The 17,937-nt window shown below is 71.8% G+C and carries 16 protein-coding genes and 1 tRNA gene; 9 read left to right on the top strand and 8 right to left on the bottom strand.

The features are described from left to right. Positions 1–10 precede the first annotated feature (10 nt). The 3 genes from ASF17_RS00450 to ASF17_RS00460 form a co-directional block, all read right to left on the bottom strand. Positions 11–979, bottom strand: coding sequence for an epimerase (locus ASF17_RS00450; RefSeq protein ID WP_055794199.1), 969 nt, complete (start codon positions 977–979; stop codon positions 11–13). Between the two features lie 7 nt (positions 980–986). Next, positions 987–1,193, bottom strand: coding sequence for a YegP family protein (locus tag ASF17_RS00455; RefSeq protein ID WP_055794201.1), 207 nt, complete (start codon positions 1,191–1,193; stop codon positions 987–989). A 227-nt stretch (positions 1,194–1,420) separates the two neighbouring features. Next, positions 1,421–1,819 carry a hypothetical protein gene (locus tag ASF17_RS00460; protein ID WP_055794203.1) on the bottom strand — a complete coding sequence of 133 codons (399 nt, stop codon included), beginning with the start codon at positions 1,817–1,819 and terminating at the stop codon, positions 1,421–1,423. A gap of 190 nt (positions 1,820–2,009) precedes the next feature. On the opposite strand from ASF17_RS00460, the gene ASF17_RS00465 reads away from it, so the two are divergent. Together ASF17_RS00465 and ASF17_RS00470 are read left to right on the top strand one after the other, a co-directional pair. Further along, positions 2,010–5,777 carry an AAA family ATPase gene (locus ASF17_RS00465; protein WP_055794205.1) on the top strand — a complete coding sequence of 1,256 codons (3,768 nt, stop codon included), beginning with the start codon at positions 2,010–2,012 and terminating at the stop codon, positions 5,775–5,777. Then, positions 5,774–5,989, top strand: a complete 216-nt coding sequence (locus ASF17_RS00470) for a hypothetical protein (protein ID WP_055794207.1) — start codon at positions 5,774–5,776, stop codon at positions 5,987–5,989. The genes ASF17_RS00465 and ASF17_RS00470 overlap by 4 nt, the downstream gene beginning before the upstream one ends. Before the next feature lie 125 nt (positions 5,990–6,114). Here ASF17_RS00470 and mscL read toward each other — a convergent pair whose 3' ends face one another. From mscL to ASF17_RS00485, 3 genes are all read right to left on the bottom strand, one after another. Beyond that, positions 6,115–6,612, bottom strand: a complete 498-nt coding sequence (gene mscL, locus ASF17_RS00475; protein WP_055794209.1) for a large conductance mechanosensitive channel protein MscL — start codon at positions 6,610–6,612, stop codon at positions 6,115–6,117. A gap of 76 nt (positions 6,613–6,688) precedes the next feature. Further along, on the bottom strand, positions 6,689–7,060 hold the full coding sequence (locus tag ASF17_RS00480) for an FmdB family zinc ribbon protein (protein ID WP_055794210.1): 372 nt from the start codon (positions 7,058–7,060) through the stop codon (positions 6,689–6,691). A 29-nt stretch (positions 7,061–7,089) separates the two neighbouring features. Continuing rightward, the gene (locus ASF17_RS00485) at positions 7,090–7,668 is read right to left on the bottom strand and encodes a 5-formyltetrahydrofolate cyclo-ligase (protein WP_055794211.1); all 579 of its coding nucleotides are present in this window, start codon (positions 7,666–7,668) and stop codon (positions 7,090–7,092) included. A 66-nt stretch (positions 7,669–7,734) separates the two neighbouring features. On the opposite strand from ASF17_RS00485, the gene galU reads away from it, so the two are divergent. The 5 genes from galU to ASF17_RS00510 all read left to right on the top strand — a co-directional run bounded on the left by galU (position 7,735) and on the right by ASF17_RS00510 (position 12,323). Further along, positions 7,735–8,628 carry a UTP--glucose-1-phosphate uridylyltransferase GalU gene (galU, locus tag ASF17_RS00490; protein ID WP_055794212.1) on the top strand — a complete coding sequence of 298 codons (894 nt, stop codon included), beginning with the start codon at positions 7,735–7,737 and terminating at the stop codon, positions 8,626–8,628. 12 nt (positions 8,629–8,640) lie between these two features. After that, complete coding sequence (locus ASF17_RS00495; protein ID WP_055794213.1) at positions 8,641–9,288, top strand: GNAT family N-acetyltransferase; 648 nt, start codon at positions 8,641–8,643, stop codon at positions 9,286–9,288. 108 nt (positions 9,289–9,396) lie between these two features. Next, positions 9,397–10,470, top strand: coding sequence for a DUF3040 domain-containing protein (locus ASF17_RS00500; protein ID WP_156357239.1), 1,074 nt, complete (start codon positions 9,397–9,399; stop codon positions 10,468–10,470). Positions 10,471–10,524: 54 nt separating this feature from the next. Then, a tRNA-Ala gene (locus ASF17_RS00505) sits at positions 10,525–10,597 on the top strand. 52 nt (positions 10,598–10,649) lie between these two features. Next, entirely contained in the window at positions 10,650–12,323 is a 1,674-nt protein-coding gene (locus tag ASF17_RS00510) for a DUF7059 domain-containing protein (RefSeq protein ID WP_082474936.1), read from the top strand. Positions 12,324–12,376: 53 nt separating this feature from the next. Here the strand turns inward: ASF17_RS00510 and ASF17_RS00515 are convergent, their stop codons facing one another. Beyond that, complete coding sequence (locus ASF17_RS00515) at positions 12,377–13,303, bottom strand: NAD-dependent epimerase/dehydratase family protein (RefSeq protein ID WP_055794218.1); 927 nt, start codon at positions 13,301–13,303, stop codon at positions 12,377–12,379. Between the two features lie 332 nt (positions 13,304–13,635). On the opposite strand from ASF17_RS00515, the gene ASF17_RS00520 reads away from it, so the two are divergent. Together ASF17_RS00520 and ASF17_RS00525 are read left to right on the top strand one after the other, a co-directional pair. Continuing rightward, positions 13,636–16,206 (top strand): DEAD/DEAH box helicase, encoded by a 2,571-nt coding sequence (locus ASF17_RS00520; RefSeq protein WP_082474937.1) that lies wholly within the window; start codon positions 13,636–13,638, stop codon positions 16,204–16,206. A 77-nt stretch (positions 16,207–16,283) separates the two neighbouring features. After that, complete coding sequence (locus ASF17_RS00525) at positions 16,284–17,045, top strand: SDR family oxidoreductase (RefSeq protein ID WP_055794219.1); 762 nt, start codon at positions 16,284–16,286, stop codon at positions 17,043–17,045. Between the two features lie 272 nt (positions 17,046–17,317). Here ASF17_RS00525 and ASF17_RS00530 read toward each other — a convergent pair whose 3' ends face one another. After that, positions 17,318–17,851, bottom strand: a complete 534-nt coding sequence (locus ASF17_RS00530; protein ID WP_055794221.1) for a ribonuclease H family protein — start codon at positions 17,849–17,851, stop codon at positions 17,318–17,320. Positions 17,852–17,937: the final 86 nt, after the last annotated feature.

Raw genomic sequence — 17,937 nt, forward strand, 5'->3', positions numbered from 1 at the left:
GTGAGGGCGATCAGGCGCGGCGGCGACCCTCCGCGACGATCGTGCCGACCGCCTCCTCGATGTGGGGATGCTCGAAGGCGTAGCCGCCGTCGACCAGGCGCCGCGGTTCGATCCAGCGGCTCTTGAGCACGAGCTCGCTCTCGGTGCGGAAGACCGCCATGCCGATCTCGAGCATCCAGCGGAACGCGGGCAGACCGAACGGCATGCCGACCGCGCGTCGTGCGACGCCCATCATCGTCCGGTTGTCGACGGGGTTCGGCGACGCGATGTTGACGACGCCCTCGATCTCGTCGTGATCGCGCAGCCACATCAGCGAGCCGATCATGTCGTCGATGTGGATCCAGCTGAACTTCTGGCGTCCGCCGGGGGTGGCGCGGCGGTGGTAGGTGCCCGCCCACAGGCGCGCGCGGGTGGCGGGCCACCGCCCGTCGAGCTGGGGGCCTCCGAGGCCGGCGCGGGCGAGGTTGAGCAGCGGCGCGAGGGCGCCGGCGTCGCCGAGCACGATCGCGATGCGCAGGGCGACCCGGCGCGTGTGCGGCAGGTCGGGGGCGAACAGCGCGTCCTCCCAGGCGGTGGCGACGTCGACCGAGAAGCCCGAGCCGATCTCGCCGTCGGCCTCCGACTGGGGTCGGTCGTCGGCGTGACGGTAGATCGTCGAGGTCGACGAGTTGAGCCAGAGCCGAGGAGGCGCGGCGCAGGCGGCGATGGCCTCGCCCAGTTCGCGCGTGGTGGCCACCCGCGACCGCACGATCTCGGCGCGGTTCGCCGGCGAGTACCGGCAGTTGACGCTCTTGCCGGCGAGGTTCACCACCAGGTCGGCGCCGTCGAGCAGAGCGGTGATCGCGGCGGTGTCGCCCCAGCGGGCGTCGGGGCCGTGGCGTCCGATCAGGCTGACCCGGGCGCCCTCGGCGCGGAAGGCGTCGGCGAGATGGCGACCGATGAACCCCGAGGCGCCGGCGAGGACGACGTGCTGAGTCACCGGACGCCTAGTCGGCGTGGGTCGGAGCAGGCGACGTCGTGCGGTCGTCGACGATGGCGTCGGTCGCGAGTTCGCGGAGGGAGTCGATGCCGTTCATCGCCGCCCCCTTCTGGCCGTAGGCCTCGGACGTCGCGACGACCTCGCCGGCGGCCGTGGTCAACGCGAAACGGAACATGCCGTCGGCGTCGTGCGTGACGATGAATCTTCCAGCCATGGGAGCTCCTGAATGAGAGTGCGCGACGCGCTGTCGGTGGTCACACCCTACGACGCGCTCCTCGGCTGCGACCGGGCCCGTCGAGCCGCCTTGACATCTGGCATGTCACATTGCAGACTGAACCGGCCGCGATGCGGCCATCGGCTCCGATCCCCCCGTCGAGCCGGTGGCCGCGTCGTCGGTTCCGGGGGCGTCTCGGGGTTCGACCCGCGCCTCCTGCCCCCCGGTCAGTCGACCAGGACGACGGCCATGGCGGACTTCAGGGCCTCGCGATCGCGACGCAGCCGCGTGACCTCGGCCTCGAGTTCGGCGATGCGGTCCGCGGTCGAGGCGTCGAGCGAGCCTGGACGCCGTGCCGGTGGGGGTCCGGCCAGGGTTGTCGACGGGCCCGTCTCGTCGGACGACGAGCCCGAGCCCGAGTTCGATTCCGGCGTCGCGACGGTCTCGGGGTTCTGGGCGCGCTCGTGGGCGCGGAGCCAGGCCCGCAGCGACTGCTCGCCGACGGCGAACTCCACCGCGGTCTCGCGGATGATGGCGCGGTTGCCCGGCTCGGACTCGCGTCGTTGCAGGACCCGAGCGAGCGACTGCTCTCGGACGGCGGTGCTGTACTTCTGCTCGAAAGGCAAGGTGGTCTCCCGTGATCGATGCGGCCGACGTGCCCTTTGGCAATCGACCGTGATGACCATAACGCAGTCGTGTGGGCCGACATGCCATCATCGTCATGTCACATGACAGGACCGCAGATGGTCGTACTGCTGCCCGGACGTCCGCCCGTCCTCCCCACTATCTCGGGCTCGACGCCTTAAGGTGGCTGGTGTGTGGCGCGCCGACAGACAGCATGACGACGACGACGACGGAACCCGTTCCGAGGTCGTCCCGACGAGCGCGCCCGGTGGCGCGCACTCCCCGCACACCGTGAGCCTCGGTGATCCAGGGCTCTCGGTCGGCAACGCGGCCGAGCCCGTCTGGGCGGTCTGGCGTCAGCAGCTGGGCGAGATCGGCGGACGATCGACCCTGCTGCACTTCGGCGACGAGCAGCGCGCCCGCATCGAGCTGAGCACGACCCACCCGGGCGGTCTCGCGCAGTTCATCACCGGCAAGACGACCCTCCTGTCGAGCCTGATCCGCGACGACCTCGCGCTGCGCACCGCGCGGCTGGCGGCCGGCGAGATCGCGGCCAAGGGTCTCGAGCTGGCCACCGTCCGCGGCATCGACGCCGTGCACCTGGCGATCGGCGTCGCCGCCTGGTCGCACGCGGGCCACGACTACCGCGCCCCGGTGCTGCTCCGTCCGCTCGCGATCCGCCGGCACGGGCGCGACTTCGAGGTGAAGCTGCTCGGCAGGCCGTTCCTCAACCCGGCTCTCGTCGACGCGCTCCACGAGCAGTTCGACATCGCGCTCGACGCCGAGTCGTTCGTCGCCCTGGCCAGCCGCGAGGGGTCGTTCACGCCGAACCCGGTCATCGACCGGCTGCGCGGTCTGACGGCGCACCTCGAGTGGTTCACCGTCCAGCCCCGACTGATCGTCTCGACCTTCGCCGAGGTCGGCACCGAGATGGCGCTCGACACCCGCGAGCTCGGGCACCCGGTCCTCGACGCCCTGACCGGGAACGCCATGGCGCTCCGCCAGGTGGCCGAAGGGCATCGCTCCGCCTCGGCGACCCCGCAGGACGAGCGGAGCCCCGAGACCGACACCCTGCTGCTCGATGCCGACCCCGAGCAGGAGAACGTGGTCGCGCAGATCGCCGCCGGCAACTCGGTGGTCGTCAAGACCCTGCCCGGCACGGGCGGCACGCAGACCATCGTCAACGCGATCGGTCGTCTCGTGTCGCAGAACAAGCGCGTGCTCGTGGTCAGCGCCCGACGCGCGACCCTGAGCGGCATCGGCGACCGCCTCACCGAGGTCGGTCTGCCCGGCGTCGCCGTGGCGCCGAAGACGCTGCGACGCGACGTCGTGCGGGCCATCGGCCGCAACGAGAAGGCGACCCGTCCTCAGATGGGCGAGGTCGACGACGCCCTGGTGCGTCTGCGCAAGGTGCTCGTCGACTACCGGGGCGCCCTCAGCAAGCGGGACCCGCGCCTCGAGGTCTCCGTGCTCGACTGCCTGACCGAGCTCTCGCGTCTCGCCCTGCTGCCCGCGCCTCCGGCCACGACCGCGCGACTCAGCCGCCGCAGCATCGAGGCGATGGTCGACGGCCGCTCACGGGTCGCCGAGACGATGGTCAACGCGGCGAACCTCGGCGAGTTCCGCTACGGCCCGGGCGACTCGCCCTGGTACGGCTCGCAGTTCACGGACTCGTTCGGCGCCGGCGACGCTCATCAGCTCGCCAAGAACCTGCACCATCGCGACCTGCCCCGCCTGCTCGAGCGCGCCGGCGACGTCATCGGCAAGACCCGGATGCGACCGTTCGAATCGATCGCCGAGCTGGGCGTCTACCTGCGCCTCCTGACCGAGATCCGCGACACCCTCGACAAGTTCCTGCCGGTGGTCTTCGACCGGTCGGTCGCCGAGCTCGTGGCGGCGACGGCGCCGAAGCGCGAGGCCCCCGACATGTCGAGCGCGAACCGGCGTCGGTTGAAGAAGCTCGCTCGCGAGTACGTCCGCCCCGGGGTCCACATCGCCGACCTGCACGGCGCTCTGCAGCGCATCCAGCAGCAGCGGTACGAGTGGCAGCGTTTCGTCGCCGCGGGCACGCCCCCCGAGGTGCCCACCGGCATCGCCGACACCCACGTGCTGCACCAGCAGGTCTCCCACGACCTCGAACGCCTCGACCGCCCGCTCGGTCTCACCGGCGACGAGGGGCTCACCGAGATCGGCGTCGTCGAGCTGCAGCAGCGGCTCGACGCCCTGGCGGCCGAGAGCGACGTCCTGCAGAACCTGCAGGAGCGCACCGAGCTGATGACGACCCTCCGCGACCTCGAGCTGACCCCTCTCCTGACCGATCTCGCGAACCGGCACGTGCCCGAGCAGCAGGTCGCCGCCGAGCTCGAGCTCGCCTGGTGGCGGTCCGCGCTCGAGTCGCTGCTCGAGGCCGACCGCGCCCTGCTCGGGGCGAACATCGCCATGCTCGACCGTCTCGAGGCCGACTTCCGGCTCGTCGACGAGGCGCACGCCGCCGGCAGCGCCCAGCTGCTCGGCTGGCTGCTCGCCGAGAACTGGACGATCGGTCTGGTCGACTGGCCCGACGAGGCCGCCGCCCTCAAGCGCCTCCTGCGCCAGGAGCACGTGACCGCGCGCCTCCTGCACGACGCCGCCCCGCACCTCTCGCGGTCCATCGCCCCGGTCTGGCTGGCCTCGCCCTACGAGGTGCACACCATCGCCGACACGGTGCCGTTCGACACGGTCATCCTCGTGGACGCGGGCGCCACGACCATCGCCGAGAACGTCGGCGCGATCCGTCGCGGCAAGCAGACCGTGGCCTTCGGAGACCCGGTCACGCAGACGCCCTCGGAGTTCGACATCGCGGTCACGCCGGGCAAGCGCCCGCCGTCGCACGACGACGCGACCCTCGAGGCCCTGCACGCCGACAGCGCCCTGGCGCGTCTGTCGACCCTGCTGCCGACGCTCTCGCTGACCCGCAGCTACCGGGCCGGCGGCGAGGACCTCGCCGAGCTGGTCAACCGCCGCTTCTACGGCGGGCGCATCGAGTCGCTGCCCTGGGCGGGGAGCTTCCTCGGTCACGGCAGCATCGCGCTCGACTACGTCTCGGGCGGAACGGCCGTGCCCGACCCCGAGTCCGGCGCCGTCGAGAGCGTCGACGCCGAGGTCGACCGGGTCGTCTCGCTCGTGGTCGAGCACGCCCGCACGCGGCCCCGCGAGTCGCTCATGGTCATCACGGCCAGCGCGAAGCACGCCGTGCGCGTGCAGCAGGCAGTGCTCACCGCGGTCTCGGGTCACAAGGACCTCACCGAGTTCGTGGTCGGCGACCGCGCCGAGCCGTTCATGGTGGCGACCCTCGAGCAGAGCGTCGCGCAGAGCCGCGACCACGTCGTCTTCTCGATCGGCTACGGCCGCACGCCGCACGGTCGGGTGCTGAGCGACTTCGGTCCGCTCGGGCAGCCGGGCGGCGAGCGTCTCCTCGCGGTCGCGATGACGCGGGCCCGTCGCTCGATGGTGATCGTCACGTGCTTCCAGCCGAGCGACATCGACGGCGGCCGCATGGGCCACGGGACGGTCGCGCTCTCCGAGATCCTCACCGAGGTGCAGGTCCGCACGACCGCGGAGCACGTCCCCGACGACAGCGACCCGATGCTGGTCGACCTCGCCCGACGACTCGAGGCCAAGGGCATCCCCGTGGCGCTGGGTCACCGCGGCAAGCTCGGCCTCGTGGCGGCGCACGACGGCGTCTGCGTGACGATCGAGACCGACACGACCCTCTCGCGCACGAGCCTCCGCGAATCGCTGCGGGCGCGTCCCGAGACGCTCCGCCGACTCGGGTGGCACTACGTCAGGGTGCACGCGTTCCAGCTGTTCACCGACCCCGATGCGGTGGCGTCGCGCGTGGCCGAGGTCCTCGGCATCGAGGGATCGCGCACCAGCGAGATCCCGAGCGTGCCGGCCAGCCAGCACGTCAACCGCGGGTGAGTCGAGGAGGCGCGGCGTCCGACGACGACGCCCCCGACGTCGTCGAGGCGGTCGCGCAGCACCCCCTCGTGGTGCGGCGTCGCGGCGGGCGTCGGGTCTCCACCGACCCGGTGCCCGGCAGCGATCCGACTCCCGCACCCGAGCCTCCTCGGCACGCCTCGGCCGAGAACGACGCGCAGCTGCGCGCCGACGTGCCGCCCCACTGGGGCTGACCCGCACCACGGCGTGGGCTTGAGGCGTGGGCTGGCGGCGTCGGCCGACGCACGGCGTCCGCCGGACGCACGACGGCCCGCCACGGGAGCGTGGCGGGCCGTCGCGGAAGCGGGGGAGCTGCGGTTCAGCGGCTGCCGAGGGGTCCGTTGGCGCCGGTGCGGTCGGTGCCTTCGGCGAGCGGCGCCGCGCGCGAGCCCGACCCGGCGGCCGGCGCGCTCTGAGCGCGCAGCAGGTCGCGGATCTCGCTGAGCAGCTCGACGTCGGTCGGCGGCACGTCGGTCGGCGTCTCCTCCGCCGCCTGGCGCGCGAAGGTCCGCTTCAGGAGGTGGTTGACCGGCAGCACGAGGCAGAAGTAGACCACCGCGGCCACGATCACGAACTGGATCACGGATCCGAGCACGGCTCCGAAGAGCAGCTGGGCGTCGCCACCGTCGCCGAGGGTCGGGATGCTGACGATCAGGCTGTCGTCGAGCGAGGAGGCACTGAACGCCGCGCCGATCAGCGGGTTGAAGATGTTCGTCACGAGCGAGGTGACGATGGCGGTGAACGCGGCGCCGATGACCACGGCGACGGCCAGGTCGATCACGTTGCCGCGCAGGATGAACTCTTTGAAACCCTTCACGGGCGTGCTCCTTCGGGTCGATTGATGACAGAGCCTGTCGGAGACGACCTAACCACGGGGCGGCTCGGCCCGCCAGTCACTTCGCTGCGGCCCCGCCACCGGAGGAGGAGCCGGATCCGCTGGAGCCGGAGGACGGCGTCGACGACGACGACGACGCGCCTCCTGAGGTCTTCGCCTCGGAGGAGCCGCCCGTCGAGGGCTTGTCTCCGGAGCCGGAGGCCTTGTCGCCCGACCCGGTCTTCGACCCGGCGCCGCCGCCGGAGCCCTTGGCGCCGCGCGAGTCGGTGCGGTAGAAGCCCGATCCGTTGAAGGTGACGCCCACGGGGCTGAACACCTTGCGCAGCTTCCCCTGGCACACGGGGCAGACCGTGAGGGTGTCGTCGGTGAACGACTGGACGATGTCGAAGGCGTTGTCGCACTCGGTGCAGCGGTAGGAATACGTGGGCACAGGGATCCTCGTCGGAAGAGCGGGCCGCGTCAGAACTCGTGGACGCCGGAGGGCGTCACGACCCCGTCGACGGGCTGGTCGTGGCGTTCGCGGGGCACGGTGTCGACGTACTCGGGATCGAACACCACAGCATAGACCGGGGGCCGTTTCTCCATCGAGCCGAGGGTCTTGTCGAAGTAGCCGCGGCCCCAGCCCATGCGCATGCCGCCGTGGTCGATGAGCGCCGCGGGCACGACGATCAGGTCGACGTCGTTGATGGCCATGGGGCTCAGCACCTCGCCGACCGGCTCGGGCAGGTCGAAGAGCCCGCGGGTCTCGCTCTCGCCGTCGCCGACGGCCCAGTCGAGCAGGCCGTCCTCGCGCGAGATCGGGAACAGCACGCGGATGCCGTTCTCGAAGGCCCAGTTGACGAAGGGGCGGGTGTCGGGCTCGTCGGCCGTCGAGAGGTAGGCCGAGATCGAACGCACCTCGAGGCTCGTCGCGAGGTCGATGAGGTGCCGGGTGATGCCGACGCTCGCCTCGGCCCGATCCCGTCCGGTGCGGTTGCGGCGCCGCTGGCGGAGCTCGGCTCGCAGGGCGCGTTTCTCGTTGCCGACCTCGTCCGTCATGCGCCCAATCGTAAGGGGAAGAATCGGCGCGCCCGCGAGGCCCCTCCGATCGGTACGCTGACCCGCATGGGCTTCTCTATAACCAAAGCAGTCATTCCCGCAGCGGGTCTCGGGACTCGGTTCCTCCCCGCGACCAAAGCCATGCCGAAGGAGATGCTGCCGGTCGTCGACAAGCCGGCGATCCAGTACGTCGTGGAGGAGGCCGTCAACGCCGGCCTGACCGACGTGCTGATGATCACCGGCCGGAACAAGAACGCGCTCGAGAACCACTTCGACCACGTGAGCGAGCTGGAGGAGACCCTGCGCAAGAAGGGCGACCACGACAAGCTCGCCAAGGTCAACCAGTCGACCGACCTCGCCGACATGCACTACGTCCGTCAGGGCGACCCGCTCGGTCTCGGCCACGCGGTGCTCCGCGCGAAGATGCACGTCGGTCGCGAGCCCTTCGCCGTGCTGCTGGGCGATGACATCATCGACGCGCGCGACCCCCTCCTGAACCGCATGATCGAGGTCCAGGGCCAGAAGAACGCGACCATCGTCGCGCTGCTCGAGGTCGACCCGTCGATGACCCACCTCTACGGCATCGCGACCGTCGAGGAGACCGACGTCGACGACGTCGTCAAGATCACCGGCCTGGTCGAGAAGCCGGCTCAGGGCGAGGCGCCCTCGAATCTCGCCATCATCGGTCGCTACGTCATCCGCCCCGAGGTCTTCGACGTCCTCGAGAAGCAGGAGCCGGGCAAGGGCGGCGAGATCCAGCTGACCGACGCGCTGATGAAGATGGCCAGCGCCGAGGAGTGGACGGGCGGCGTCTACGGCGTCGTCTTCCGCGGTCGTCGCTACGACACCGGCGACAAGCTCGACTACATCAAGGCGATCGTGCAGCTCGCCAGCGACCGTGACGACCTCGGCGCCGAGCTGCGTCCGTGGCTCAAAGAGTTCACGGCCGGACTGGAGTAGGCGAGCGCACCTGTGGCGACCATTCCCACGCTGGCGGAGGGGCGGATCGGCATCCGGCCCCTCCGTCTGCGTGACACCCGCGACCTCGACGCGGCCCTGTCCGAGAACCGCTCGTGGCTGCGCCAATGGGAGGCCACGAACCCGAACGGCTTCACGAACCACGACGTCCGCGGCAGCATCCGCGCTCTGCAGACGAACGCGCGCGCCGGGCTCGGCCTGCCCTTCGCGATCGAGCTCGACGGCCGCTTCGTCGGTCAGCTGAACGTCAGCGGCATCACCTACGGGTCCCTCGGCTCGGCCACGATCGGCTACTGGGTGACGCAGTCGGCCGCCGGTCACGACGCGACGCCGACGGCCGTGGCGCTCGCGACCGACCACTGCTTCCGGGTGCTGGGGCTGCACCGGATGGAGATCTGCATCCGACCCGAGAACGCCCCCTCGCTGCGGGTCGTCGAGAAGCTCGGCTTCCGCTACGAGGGTCTCCGTCGGCGCTACATCCACATCAACGGCATGTGGCGCGATCACTTCTGCTTCGCGCTCGTCGCCGAAGAGGTGCCCGAGGGGGTCCTCGCCCGCTGGAGGAGCGGCACCGTGCCGGTCGGCCAGGGCGGCGTCCCGCCCGAGGCCCTCGCCGAGGCCGGGCGCGCGCTCCCGATCTGAGCGTCACCGCCTCCTCCGAGCCGCGCGGCGCACATCCGTCCGCGAATCGGGCAGACACACCTGTCGCCTAGGCCTCGCGGCCCCCTCCGCACTCATACCTTTGTCACCATGAACATCGAGTCCTGGGGTGGTGGCGCCGTGCTGGCGCTCGTCGCCGTGCTCTGGGTCGCGTATCTCGTGCCCACCTGGCACAAACGTCAGGAGTACCTGGCCACCGAGCGCAACGCCATCCGTCTCCAGCAGACGCTCCGCATCCTCGCGCAGACCGCCGAGCTGCCCGAGGAGGTCCGCGTCGAGGCCAACGCGCGATCCGTCGCGCAGGCGCAGCGGATCCTCCGAGACGAGGAGGCGCGGCGCGAGGCTCTGAGGAGGGCGCATGAGGCCGCGCGCCAGCGTGCGATCACCCGCGAGCTCGCCGCCGCCGGTCCGAAGCTGTCGGCCGCCGACCGCGACCCGGCCCTGGCCGCGCGCCGACTGCGCCGGTCGCGTCTCGTGTCGACCGCGATCCTCATCGTCAGCCTGATCGCGATCGTCGTCGCCGTCGCGAACCTGCAGGCCGCCTGGCTGCTCGGCGTCGCCGGTCTGGTCTTCGGAGCCGGCGCGGTGGCGATGCTGTCTCAGCTCGCCGCCGTGTCGCGTGCCCGGTCGAGGCGCCAGGTCGTCGCCGAGCCCCGGGTGGCTCAGCCCTTCCGCGACTTCGCCGACGGGTCGCCGCAGTCGACCGGCACCGAGGAGGCGCGCGAGGGCGAGCAGACCGCCTCCCGTCAGTGGACCCCCGTCCCCGTGCCGAAGCCGCTGTACCTCCGTCGTGGCCGTCAGCGTGCCGTCGCCGGGGCCGGCATGGCGCCGCGACCGGCGCCGTCGGCACGGACCGACATCGAGCCGGACCTCCGCGCCGAGGCGGCGCGATCGGTGCAGGCGCTCCGCGAGGCGCAGCTCGACGCGCTCCGTCAGGCGGCTCGGGCCGAGGCGGCCCTCACCGCGCCGACGACGCGCACCGTCCGCGAACGGCCCGCCACGCCGGCGGCCGAGGCGACCACCTCGGCGGCGTCGGCCGCTGCGGCCGCGGAGCCCGCGCCTCCCGCACCCGACAGCCGCTTCGCCCGCATGGGCATCATCGACGACCTGGGTCAGCCGTCGATCCGGCTCGACGAGGCCCTCGCCCGGCGCCGCGCCGTCTGACCCGGCGAGGTTGGAGCGCCCCTGCGGGGGTGCTATCGTTGCAGAGCGGTTTCCGGGGCTATGGCGCAGTTGGTAGCGCGTCTCGTTCGCAATGAGAAGGTCAGGGGTTCGAATCCCCTTAGCTCCACGGAATGCAGAGAGGCCCCCGGCGACGGGGGCCTTTCGCTTGCCCGGTCGCGATGCCGCGCACCTCGGCATCGGTGCGGAAAGATGGGGGAGTGCCTCTCGTCTCCACCGATCACGCCCTGCTCGCCCGACTCCGCTCCGACCTGTCGTCGTCGGGGTTCACCGTCGACCGCCTGAGCGGCCCCGACGCCTGGGGTCCGACGGCCGGTGCGGCGCTCTTCCGCGGCGAGCGGGTCGCCGCCCGTCGCGCTCTGCGCCGCAGCGCCCGGGCGAACGACGGGATCCGCACGGCGGCGACGCTCGCCCTGCTGTTCATCCTCGGGTACCCGCAGCCCCGGGCCGACGTCGAGCGCGCCCTGCCCACCCTCGGCGTCGACGACGCCGAGACCCTCGGGTTGATCGAGACGGACGACGCCGCGTCGACTCCGTCGGACGTCGCGGGGCCCGACGTCGACGGCCCCGCTGCCGAGGGGACGGCCGGCGTCGTCCGGGCCCGGGTCGACCTCCGCCCGTACTCGTTCGTCGACGGCGTCGGCGAGGCCGCCTGGTGGATCGCCTCCGATCTCGGCGAGCTGGCCCTCGGCGGCGCGCTCCGCGAGGATCACGTGCTCGGCGTCGGCGGGGCGTCCGCGACCCTCGCGGGGCTGATCGTCCCGCGCGACGTCGACCGGGCGCTCGATCTCGGCACGGGCTGCGGCATCCAGGCGATGCACGTCGCCCGGCACGCCCGCCACGTCGTCGCGACCGACATCTCGACCCGCGCACTCGCCTTCGCCCGGTTCAACGCGGCGCTCAACCTCATCGACGGCATCGAGTTCCGCCTCGGGAGCCTGTTCGAGCCGGTGGCCGGCGAGATGTTCGATCACGTCGTCTCGAACCCGCCGTTCGTCATCACACCGCGTCTCGAGGGGGTGCCCGAGTACGAGTACCGCGACGGCGGCATGGAGGGCGACGACCTCGTCGCCTCGGTCGTCGCCCAGGTGGGGCGGCACCTGACCCCCGGCGGCGTCGCCCAGCTGCTCGGCAACTGGGAGTCCGCGGGCCCGGGAGGCGCGCCCGCCAAGAAGGGCGCCTACTCGGTCGCCGACTGGGCGTCACGCGGAGGCGTCCCGCTCGACGTCTGGGTGGTCGAGCGTGAGCTGCAGGACCCGGCCGCCTACGCCGAGACGTGGATCCGCGACGGTGGCACCCGCCCCGGCAGCGACGAGTTCGAGCGCCTGTACGAGGCCTGGCTCGGCGACTTCGAGGCCCGGGGCGTCGAGCAGGTCGGGTTCGGCTACGTGACCCTCCGCCGCCCCGTCGACGAGGCGCGTGCGCCCGTGGTGCGGATCGAGCGCCTCCTCGGGGCCATGGGGGCGAACGAGGTCGGCCTCGGCTCGCATCTGCTCGCGACGATGGACGCCATCGACGCCCTGCGGGATCTCGACGACGACGCGCTGCTCGCGACCCACCTGCGCGTGGCCGGCGACGTCACCGAGGAGCGGCACTACTGGCCGGGCAACGACGACCCGACGGTGCTCACCCTCCGGCAGGGCGGCGGGTTCGCCCGCAGCGTCGAGTCCGGCACGGCCCTGTCGGCCCTCGTCGGAGCCTCCGACGGCGAGCTGTCGGCTGCGGCCGTCGTGGGGGCGCTGGCGCAGCTGCTGGGAGTCGAGGAGGCGCAGCTCCGTGTCGAGCTGGCACCGCGCCTCCGCGAGCTGGTCGCCGTGGGCATGCTCCGACTCTGAGTCGCCCGGCGCGGCGACCGGCGGCCCCCGCGGGACCGCCGGCCGTGATGCGGCTACCGCCCGTTGCGGTCGCCCCAGGTGCGCCACGAGTACTCGGGCACGAAGCCGAGCAGGTCGCGCGCCTTGTCGGAGCTGAGCAGGGGCTCGTTGCCCTCGATCGCCGCCCGGCGCTCGACCTGCGGGTAGTAGCGGTCGGCGAGCACGGACGTCGGCGTGTTCATGACCGTGTCGGCGTTCGCGATGATGAACGCCTCGAAGCCGACCATGTCGGACTCGAGCGCCTTGCGGACGGCCTGAGCGCCGTCGCGGGCGTCGATGTACGAGAACAGGTTGAACGTGCGCTGCTCCGGGGTCTCGTCGAAGGGGAACGCCTCGTAGTCGCCGTCGTCCATCACGTTCGAGAAGCGCAGCCCGAACATCTTCAGCTGGCGGTCCCAGCGGGTGAAGTGGCGCGCCATCTCCTCGTCGAGGGCCTTGCCGAGCGAGTACGACGACTCGGGGCGGACCGCGTACTCCTCGTCGACGGGCAGGTAGGGCGGGTCGAGGTCGAACGGGATGCCGAGCAGCGTCTCGCTCGAGGCCCACACGACGTTGCGGATGCGCGCGGCGCGGGCGGCCGCGAAGACGTTGTAGCTGGCGGTCACGTTGTTCGTGAACAGCGACGCGTTCGGCACGAGACCGGGCGCGGGGATCGCCCCGAGATGCACGACGGCGTCGATGTTGTCGTACCGGTCGTCGATGTGGGTGAGCGCCTGGACGACCTCGCCGTAGTCGGCGAGGTCCACGCGCACGAACGTCACGCCCTCGACGGGGTCGGGGCTGGGGGCCCGGTCGAGGAGCACGACCTCGTAGCCGTGCTCGACGAGGTCGCGGACGACGGCCCGGCCGAGCTTGCCGCTGCCGCCCGTCACGGCCACCCGCTCGTGGGGGCCGAGCTTCGACGTGCTGCGGTCGGTGGTGCTGGGGGGAGTGGACGTCATCGTCTGTTCTTCCTGCCTGTCGGGGAGACTCCGTTCTACCAGGAGGCACCGACACCGGGAGGGTCGACCGGACGGGTGATGCGGACCACCCGGCGACGATCACCCGCTCATCTCGCCGTGCAGGCCGGTCGAGCCGCTATCTTGTAGTGCGCTCTCGGCTGGTTACCGAGGCGCCCGCGCCCGCCGATCGATCGGCGGTCCCGTGCCCGGTCTCCTGATCCGATCGCGCACGGCCCCGGTCCAGGGCGCGGACCGCACGCCTCCGTCCGAGTCTCGACTCGTCGACGGGGGCGTGCCGTCTCTCCGGCGCGATGGGGCAAGATCGAGTCATCATGCCCTCCGCTGCCACCGCTCCTCTCGCCGCCCTGCTGCCCGCCCGGCCGGGCGCCGCCTCCTACGATGCGGACGCGGCGTACGCGGACTTCGCCGGCTGGGCCGAAGGCCGCGGTCTGCCCCTGTACCCCGCGCAGGACGAAGCGATGATCGAGCTCGTCTCGGGCGCCTCCGTCATCCTCAGCACGCCCACCGGCACGGGAAAGTCGCTCGTGGCCGCCGGCGCCCACTTCGTGGCGCTGAGCAAAGGGCAGCGCACGTACTACACGGCCCCGATCAAGGCCCTGGTGAGCGAGAAGTTCTTCGCCCTCGTCGAGCTCTTCGGGCCCGAGAACGTCGGCATGGTCACCGGCGACTCGTCGGTCAACTCCGACGCGCCCATCATCTGCTGCACCGCCGAGATCCTGGCGAACCTGGCTCTTCGGCACGGCGACGACGCCGAGGTCGACCAGGTCGTCATGGACGAGTTCCACTTCTACGGCGACCAGTCCCGCGGCTGGGCCTGGCAGGTGCCGCTCCTGCTGCTGCCGCGGGCGCAGTTCCTGCTGATGTCCGCCACGCTCGGCGACGTCACCCGCATCACCGACGACCTCTCGCGACGGACGGGGCGGCCCGTCGCCCGGGTCACCGGCGTCGAGCGCCCCGTGCCGCTGCACTACACGTACGCGCAGACGCCGGTTCAGGAGACCGTCGAGGACCTGCTGGGCACCGGGGAGGCGCCCGTCTACGTCGTGCACTTCTCGCAGGCGGCGGCCCTCGAGCGGGCCCAGGCGCTGTCGAGCATCAAGATCGCCAGCCGTGAGCAGCGCGACGAGATCGCCGAGCTCATCGGCGGATTCCGCTTCAGCACGGGCTTCGGCAAGACCCTCGGCCGACTCGTGCGATCGGGCATCGGCGTGCACCACGCCGGCATGCTGCCGAAGTACCGCCGTCTCGTCGAGCAGCTCGCCCAGAGGGGGCTGCTGCGGGTCATCTGCGGCACCGACACCCTCGGCGTCGGCATCAACGTTCCCATCCGCACGGTGCTGCTGACGGCGTTGACCAAGTTCGACGGCACGCGCATGCGACAGCTCTCGGCACGGGAGTTCCATCAGATCGCCGGTCGTGCCGGTCGGGCGGGCTACGACACGTCGGGCTCGGTCGTGCTGCAGGCGCCCGAGCACGAGATCGACAACCTCAAGGCCATCGAGAAGGCCGGCGACGATCCGAAGAAGAAGCGGAAGATCGTCCGCAAGAAGGCGCCCGAGGGGTTCGTCTCGTGGGGCGAGCCGAGCTTCCAGAAGCTCATCGCCGCCGAGCCCGAGGCCCTGACCTCGCACATGCAGATCACCCACGCCATGCTGCTGAACGTCATCGGGCGCGGCGGAGACGTCTTCGGCGCCGTCCGGTCGCTCGTCTTCGACAACCACGAGCCGCGAGCCCGGCAGTACGCGATGGCGCGGCAGGCCATCTCGATCTACCGCACGCTGCGGACCGCCGAGGTCGTCGTCCAGGAGCCGTCCGTCGACGGGGGCGATCCGGTCATCCGGCTGACGGTCGACCTGCAGGCGAACTTCGCGCTGAACCAGCCGCTCTCGCCCTTCGCGCTCGCGACCTTCGACGTGCTCGACCGCGAGTCGCCCAGCTACGCGCTCGATGTCGTCTCCGTCGTCGAGTCGACGCTCGACGACCCGCGCCCGATCCTCTCGCAGCAGCAGTTCAAGGCCCGCGGCGAGGCCGTCGCCGCCATGAAGTCCGAGGGCATCGAGTACGACCAGCGGATGGAGCTGCTCGAGCAGGTCACCCACCCCAAGCCCCTCGACGAGCTGCTGACGGCGCTCTTCGAGACGTACAAGGCGTCCCAGCCGTGGATCGGCGACTTCGAGCTGAGCCCGAAGTCGGTCGTCCGCGATCTCTACGAACGGGCGATGACCTTCGGCGACTTCGTGAACTTCTACGGACTCGCCCGATCCGAGGGTCTCGTGCTGCGCTACCTGTCCGACGCGTTCCGGGCCCTGCGGCAGACCGTCCCCGACGAGGCCAAGACCGACGAGCTCGCCGACCTGATCGAATGGCTGGGCGAGCTGGTGCGACAGGTCGACTCGAGCCTCCTCGACGAGTGGGAGGAGATGCTCAACCCCCGGGAGGTCGACGCCCACGACGACATCGTCCCGCCCGTGCTGCGTCGCTTCAGCGCGAACGAGCGGGCCTTCCGCATCGCCGTCCGCAACGAGATGTTCCGGCGCGTCCAGCTCGCCGCGCGCGACGACGCCGAGGAGCTCGGTCGGATCGACGCCGCCTCGGGGTGGGACACCGACCGCTGGGGCGAGGCGCTCGACCGCTACTACGACGAGTACGACTCGATGGGCACCGACGCGGCCGCTCGCGGGCCGCACATGCTCGTCGTCGAGCAGCTGCCGACGGTGTGGCGGGTCCGGCAGATCCTCGCCGACCCCGAGGGCGACCACGACTTCGGCATCTCGGCCGTCGTCGACCTCGCGTCGAGCGACGAGCGGGGTGAGGCCGTGGTGACCGTCACCCACGTCGGACCCGCCTCCGAGCGCACCGGGGGCATGCGCGTCGAGGAGTAACCTCGATCCCGTGCTCCCCGACCCGGGAGCCGCCGATGACCGCAGCACCACCGTGCTCCGTTCCACGAGGAGGACCCATGTCTCGCCTGTCCGGAAAAGTCGCGATCGTCACCGGGGCGGCCTCGGGCATCGGCGAGGCCATCGTCCGTCGATTCGCCGACGAGGGGGCGCACGTCATCGCCACCGACATCGTCGACGGGACGGCCGTCGCGGCAGAGGCCGGCGCCGAGTTCCTCCGCCACGACGTCGCCAACGGCGGCGACTGGAAGCGCGTCATGGACCACGTCGCCGAACAGCACGGCCGCCTCGACGTGCTCGTCAACAACGCCGGCATCGTCTCCGGTCAGTCGATCGACGTGACCCAGCTCGAGAGCTGGAACCGGGTCTTCGCCGTCAACGTCACCGGCGTCATGCTCGGCACCCGCTTCGCCATCGAGCGGATGCGCGCCAACCCCGAGGGGGAGGGCGGCTCCATCATCAACCTGGCGCCGGCGACGTCGTTCCTCGGCTTCGGCGACGACGCGGCGTACACGGCGAGCAAGCACGCGCTCGTCGGTCTCACCCGCTCGAGCGCCGCCCACGCCGCGCAGGAGGGCTGGGACATCCGCATCAACTCGCTGCACCCCGGCCCGACGGACACCGCGATGTTCCGTCGCCAGGTCGAGGCGCAGCCGGGCCTGCTCGACGCGTTCAAGACGATGAGCCCGCGCGGTCGGCTGGCTCGACCGGAGGAGGTCGCCGGGCTCGCCCTGCACCTCGCGTCCGACGACTCGGCGTTCTCGACCGGCGGGCAGTTCGTCGTCGACGGCGGCCTGTCGAGCACGCACCCCTCGATGTAGCGCAGGCGTCGATCGAGCCGACCCGCGCCTCCTGGGTGGAGCGCGCGCTCCACGGCCATCACGCGGAGGTGCGTGACAGCACCGCGAGCCTGCCCGCCCCCGCCCTCGAGCCCCGGGCCGGAGATCGAGTGGTCGGAAGATGCCCTTCATCCTCGATCGAAGGGCGTCTTCCGACCACTCGACGCCGCTGCCGTCGAGACGCCGGCGCGGGTCGCGGGTCGCGGGTCGAGGGTCGCGTCAGAGCGTCGACCGCGGGGGAGGCGCGGGTCGCGTCAGAAGAGCGTCGCGGGAGGCGCGGGCGGGGTCGCCGGGGCCGCGATCGGGTCGGTCGTCGACACGGGAGCCCCCGGCCAGCCGGGCCCGCTCGGCACCGTCGTGCGGTTCTGGAACGCCGTCGCCGCACCGCGCGCGCGCACGTCGGCCGCCTCGTTCATCTCGTGGCCCACGTGACCGCGCACCCACTCGAAGCGGACCCGTCGGCCGGCCAGGGCGGCGTCGAGCTCCTTGAGGATCTCGACGTTCAGCACCGGCTTGCCGTCGGCCTTCCGCCAGCCCTTGCGCTTCCAGCCCGGCATCCACTCGGTGCAGGCCTTGATCGTGTACTGGCTGTCGCAGAGGATGTGCAGATCGTCGTCGGTGCCGGCGGTCGCCCGCAGCAGCTCGAGCACGGCCGTCAGCTCGCCCTGGTTGTTGGTGGCCCGCGGCCAGCCGCCGGCCGCCCAGCGCTCGTCGTCGACGTACCAGGCCCAGCCGGCCGGTCCGGGGTTGCCGAGGGCGGATCCGTCTGCTGCGGCGGTGATGGTCATGCGGGGGTGCTCCTTGCGTCGACGGCGTGCCTGACCACGGTAACGGACCCGGCCCGCGCCTCCTGTCGGGGCCCCGCGGCGGGCTC

The sequence above is a fragment of the Frigoribacterium sp. Leaf263 genome (genome assembly GCF_001422285.1).
GTDB lineage: Bacteria > Actinomycetota > Actinomycetes > Actinomycetales > Microbacteriaceae > Frigoribacterium.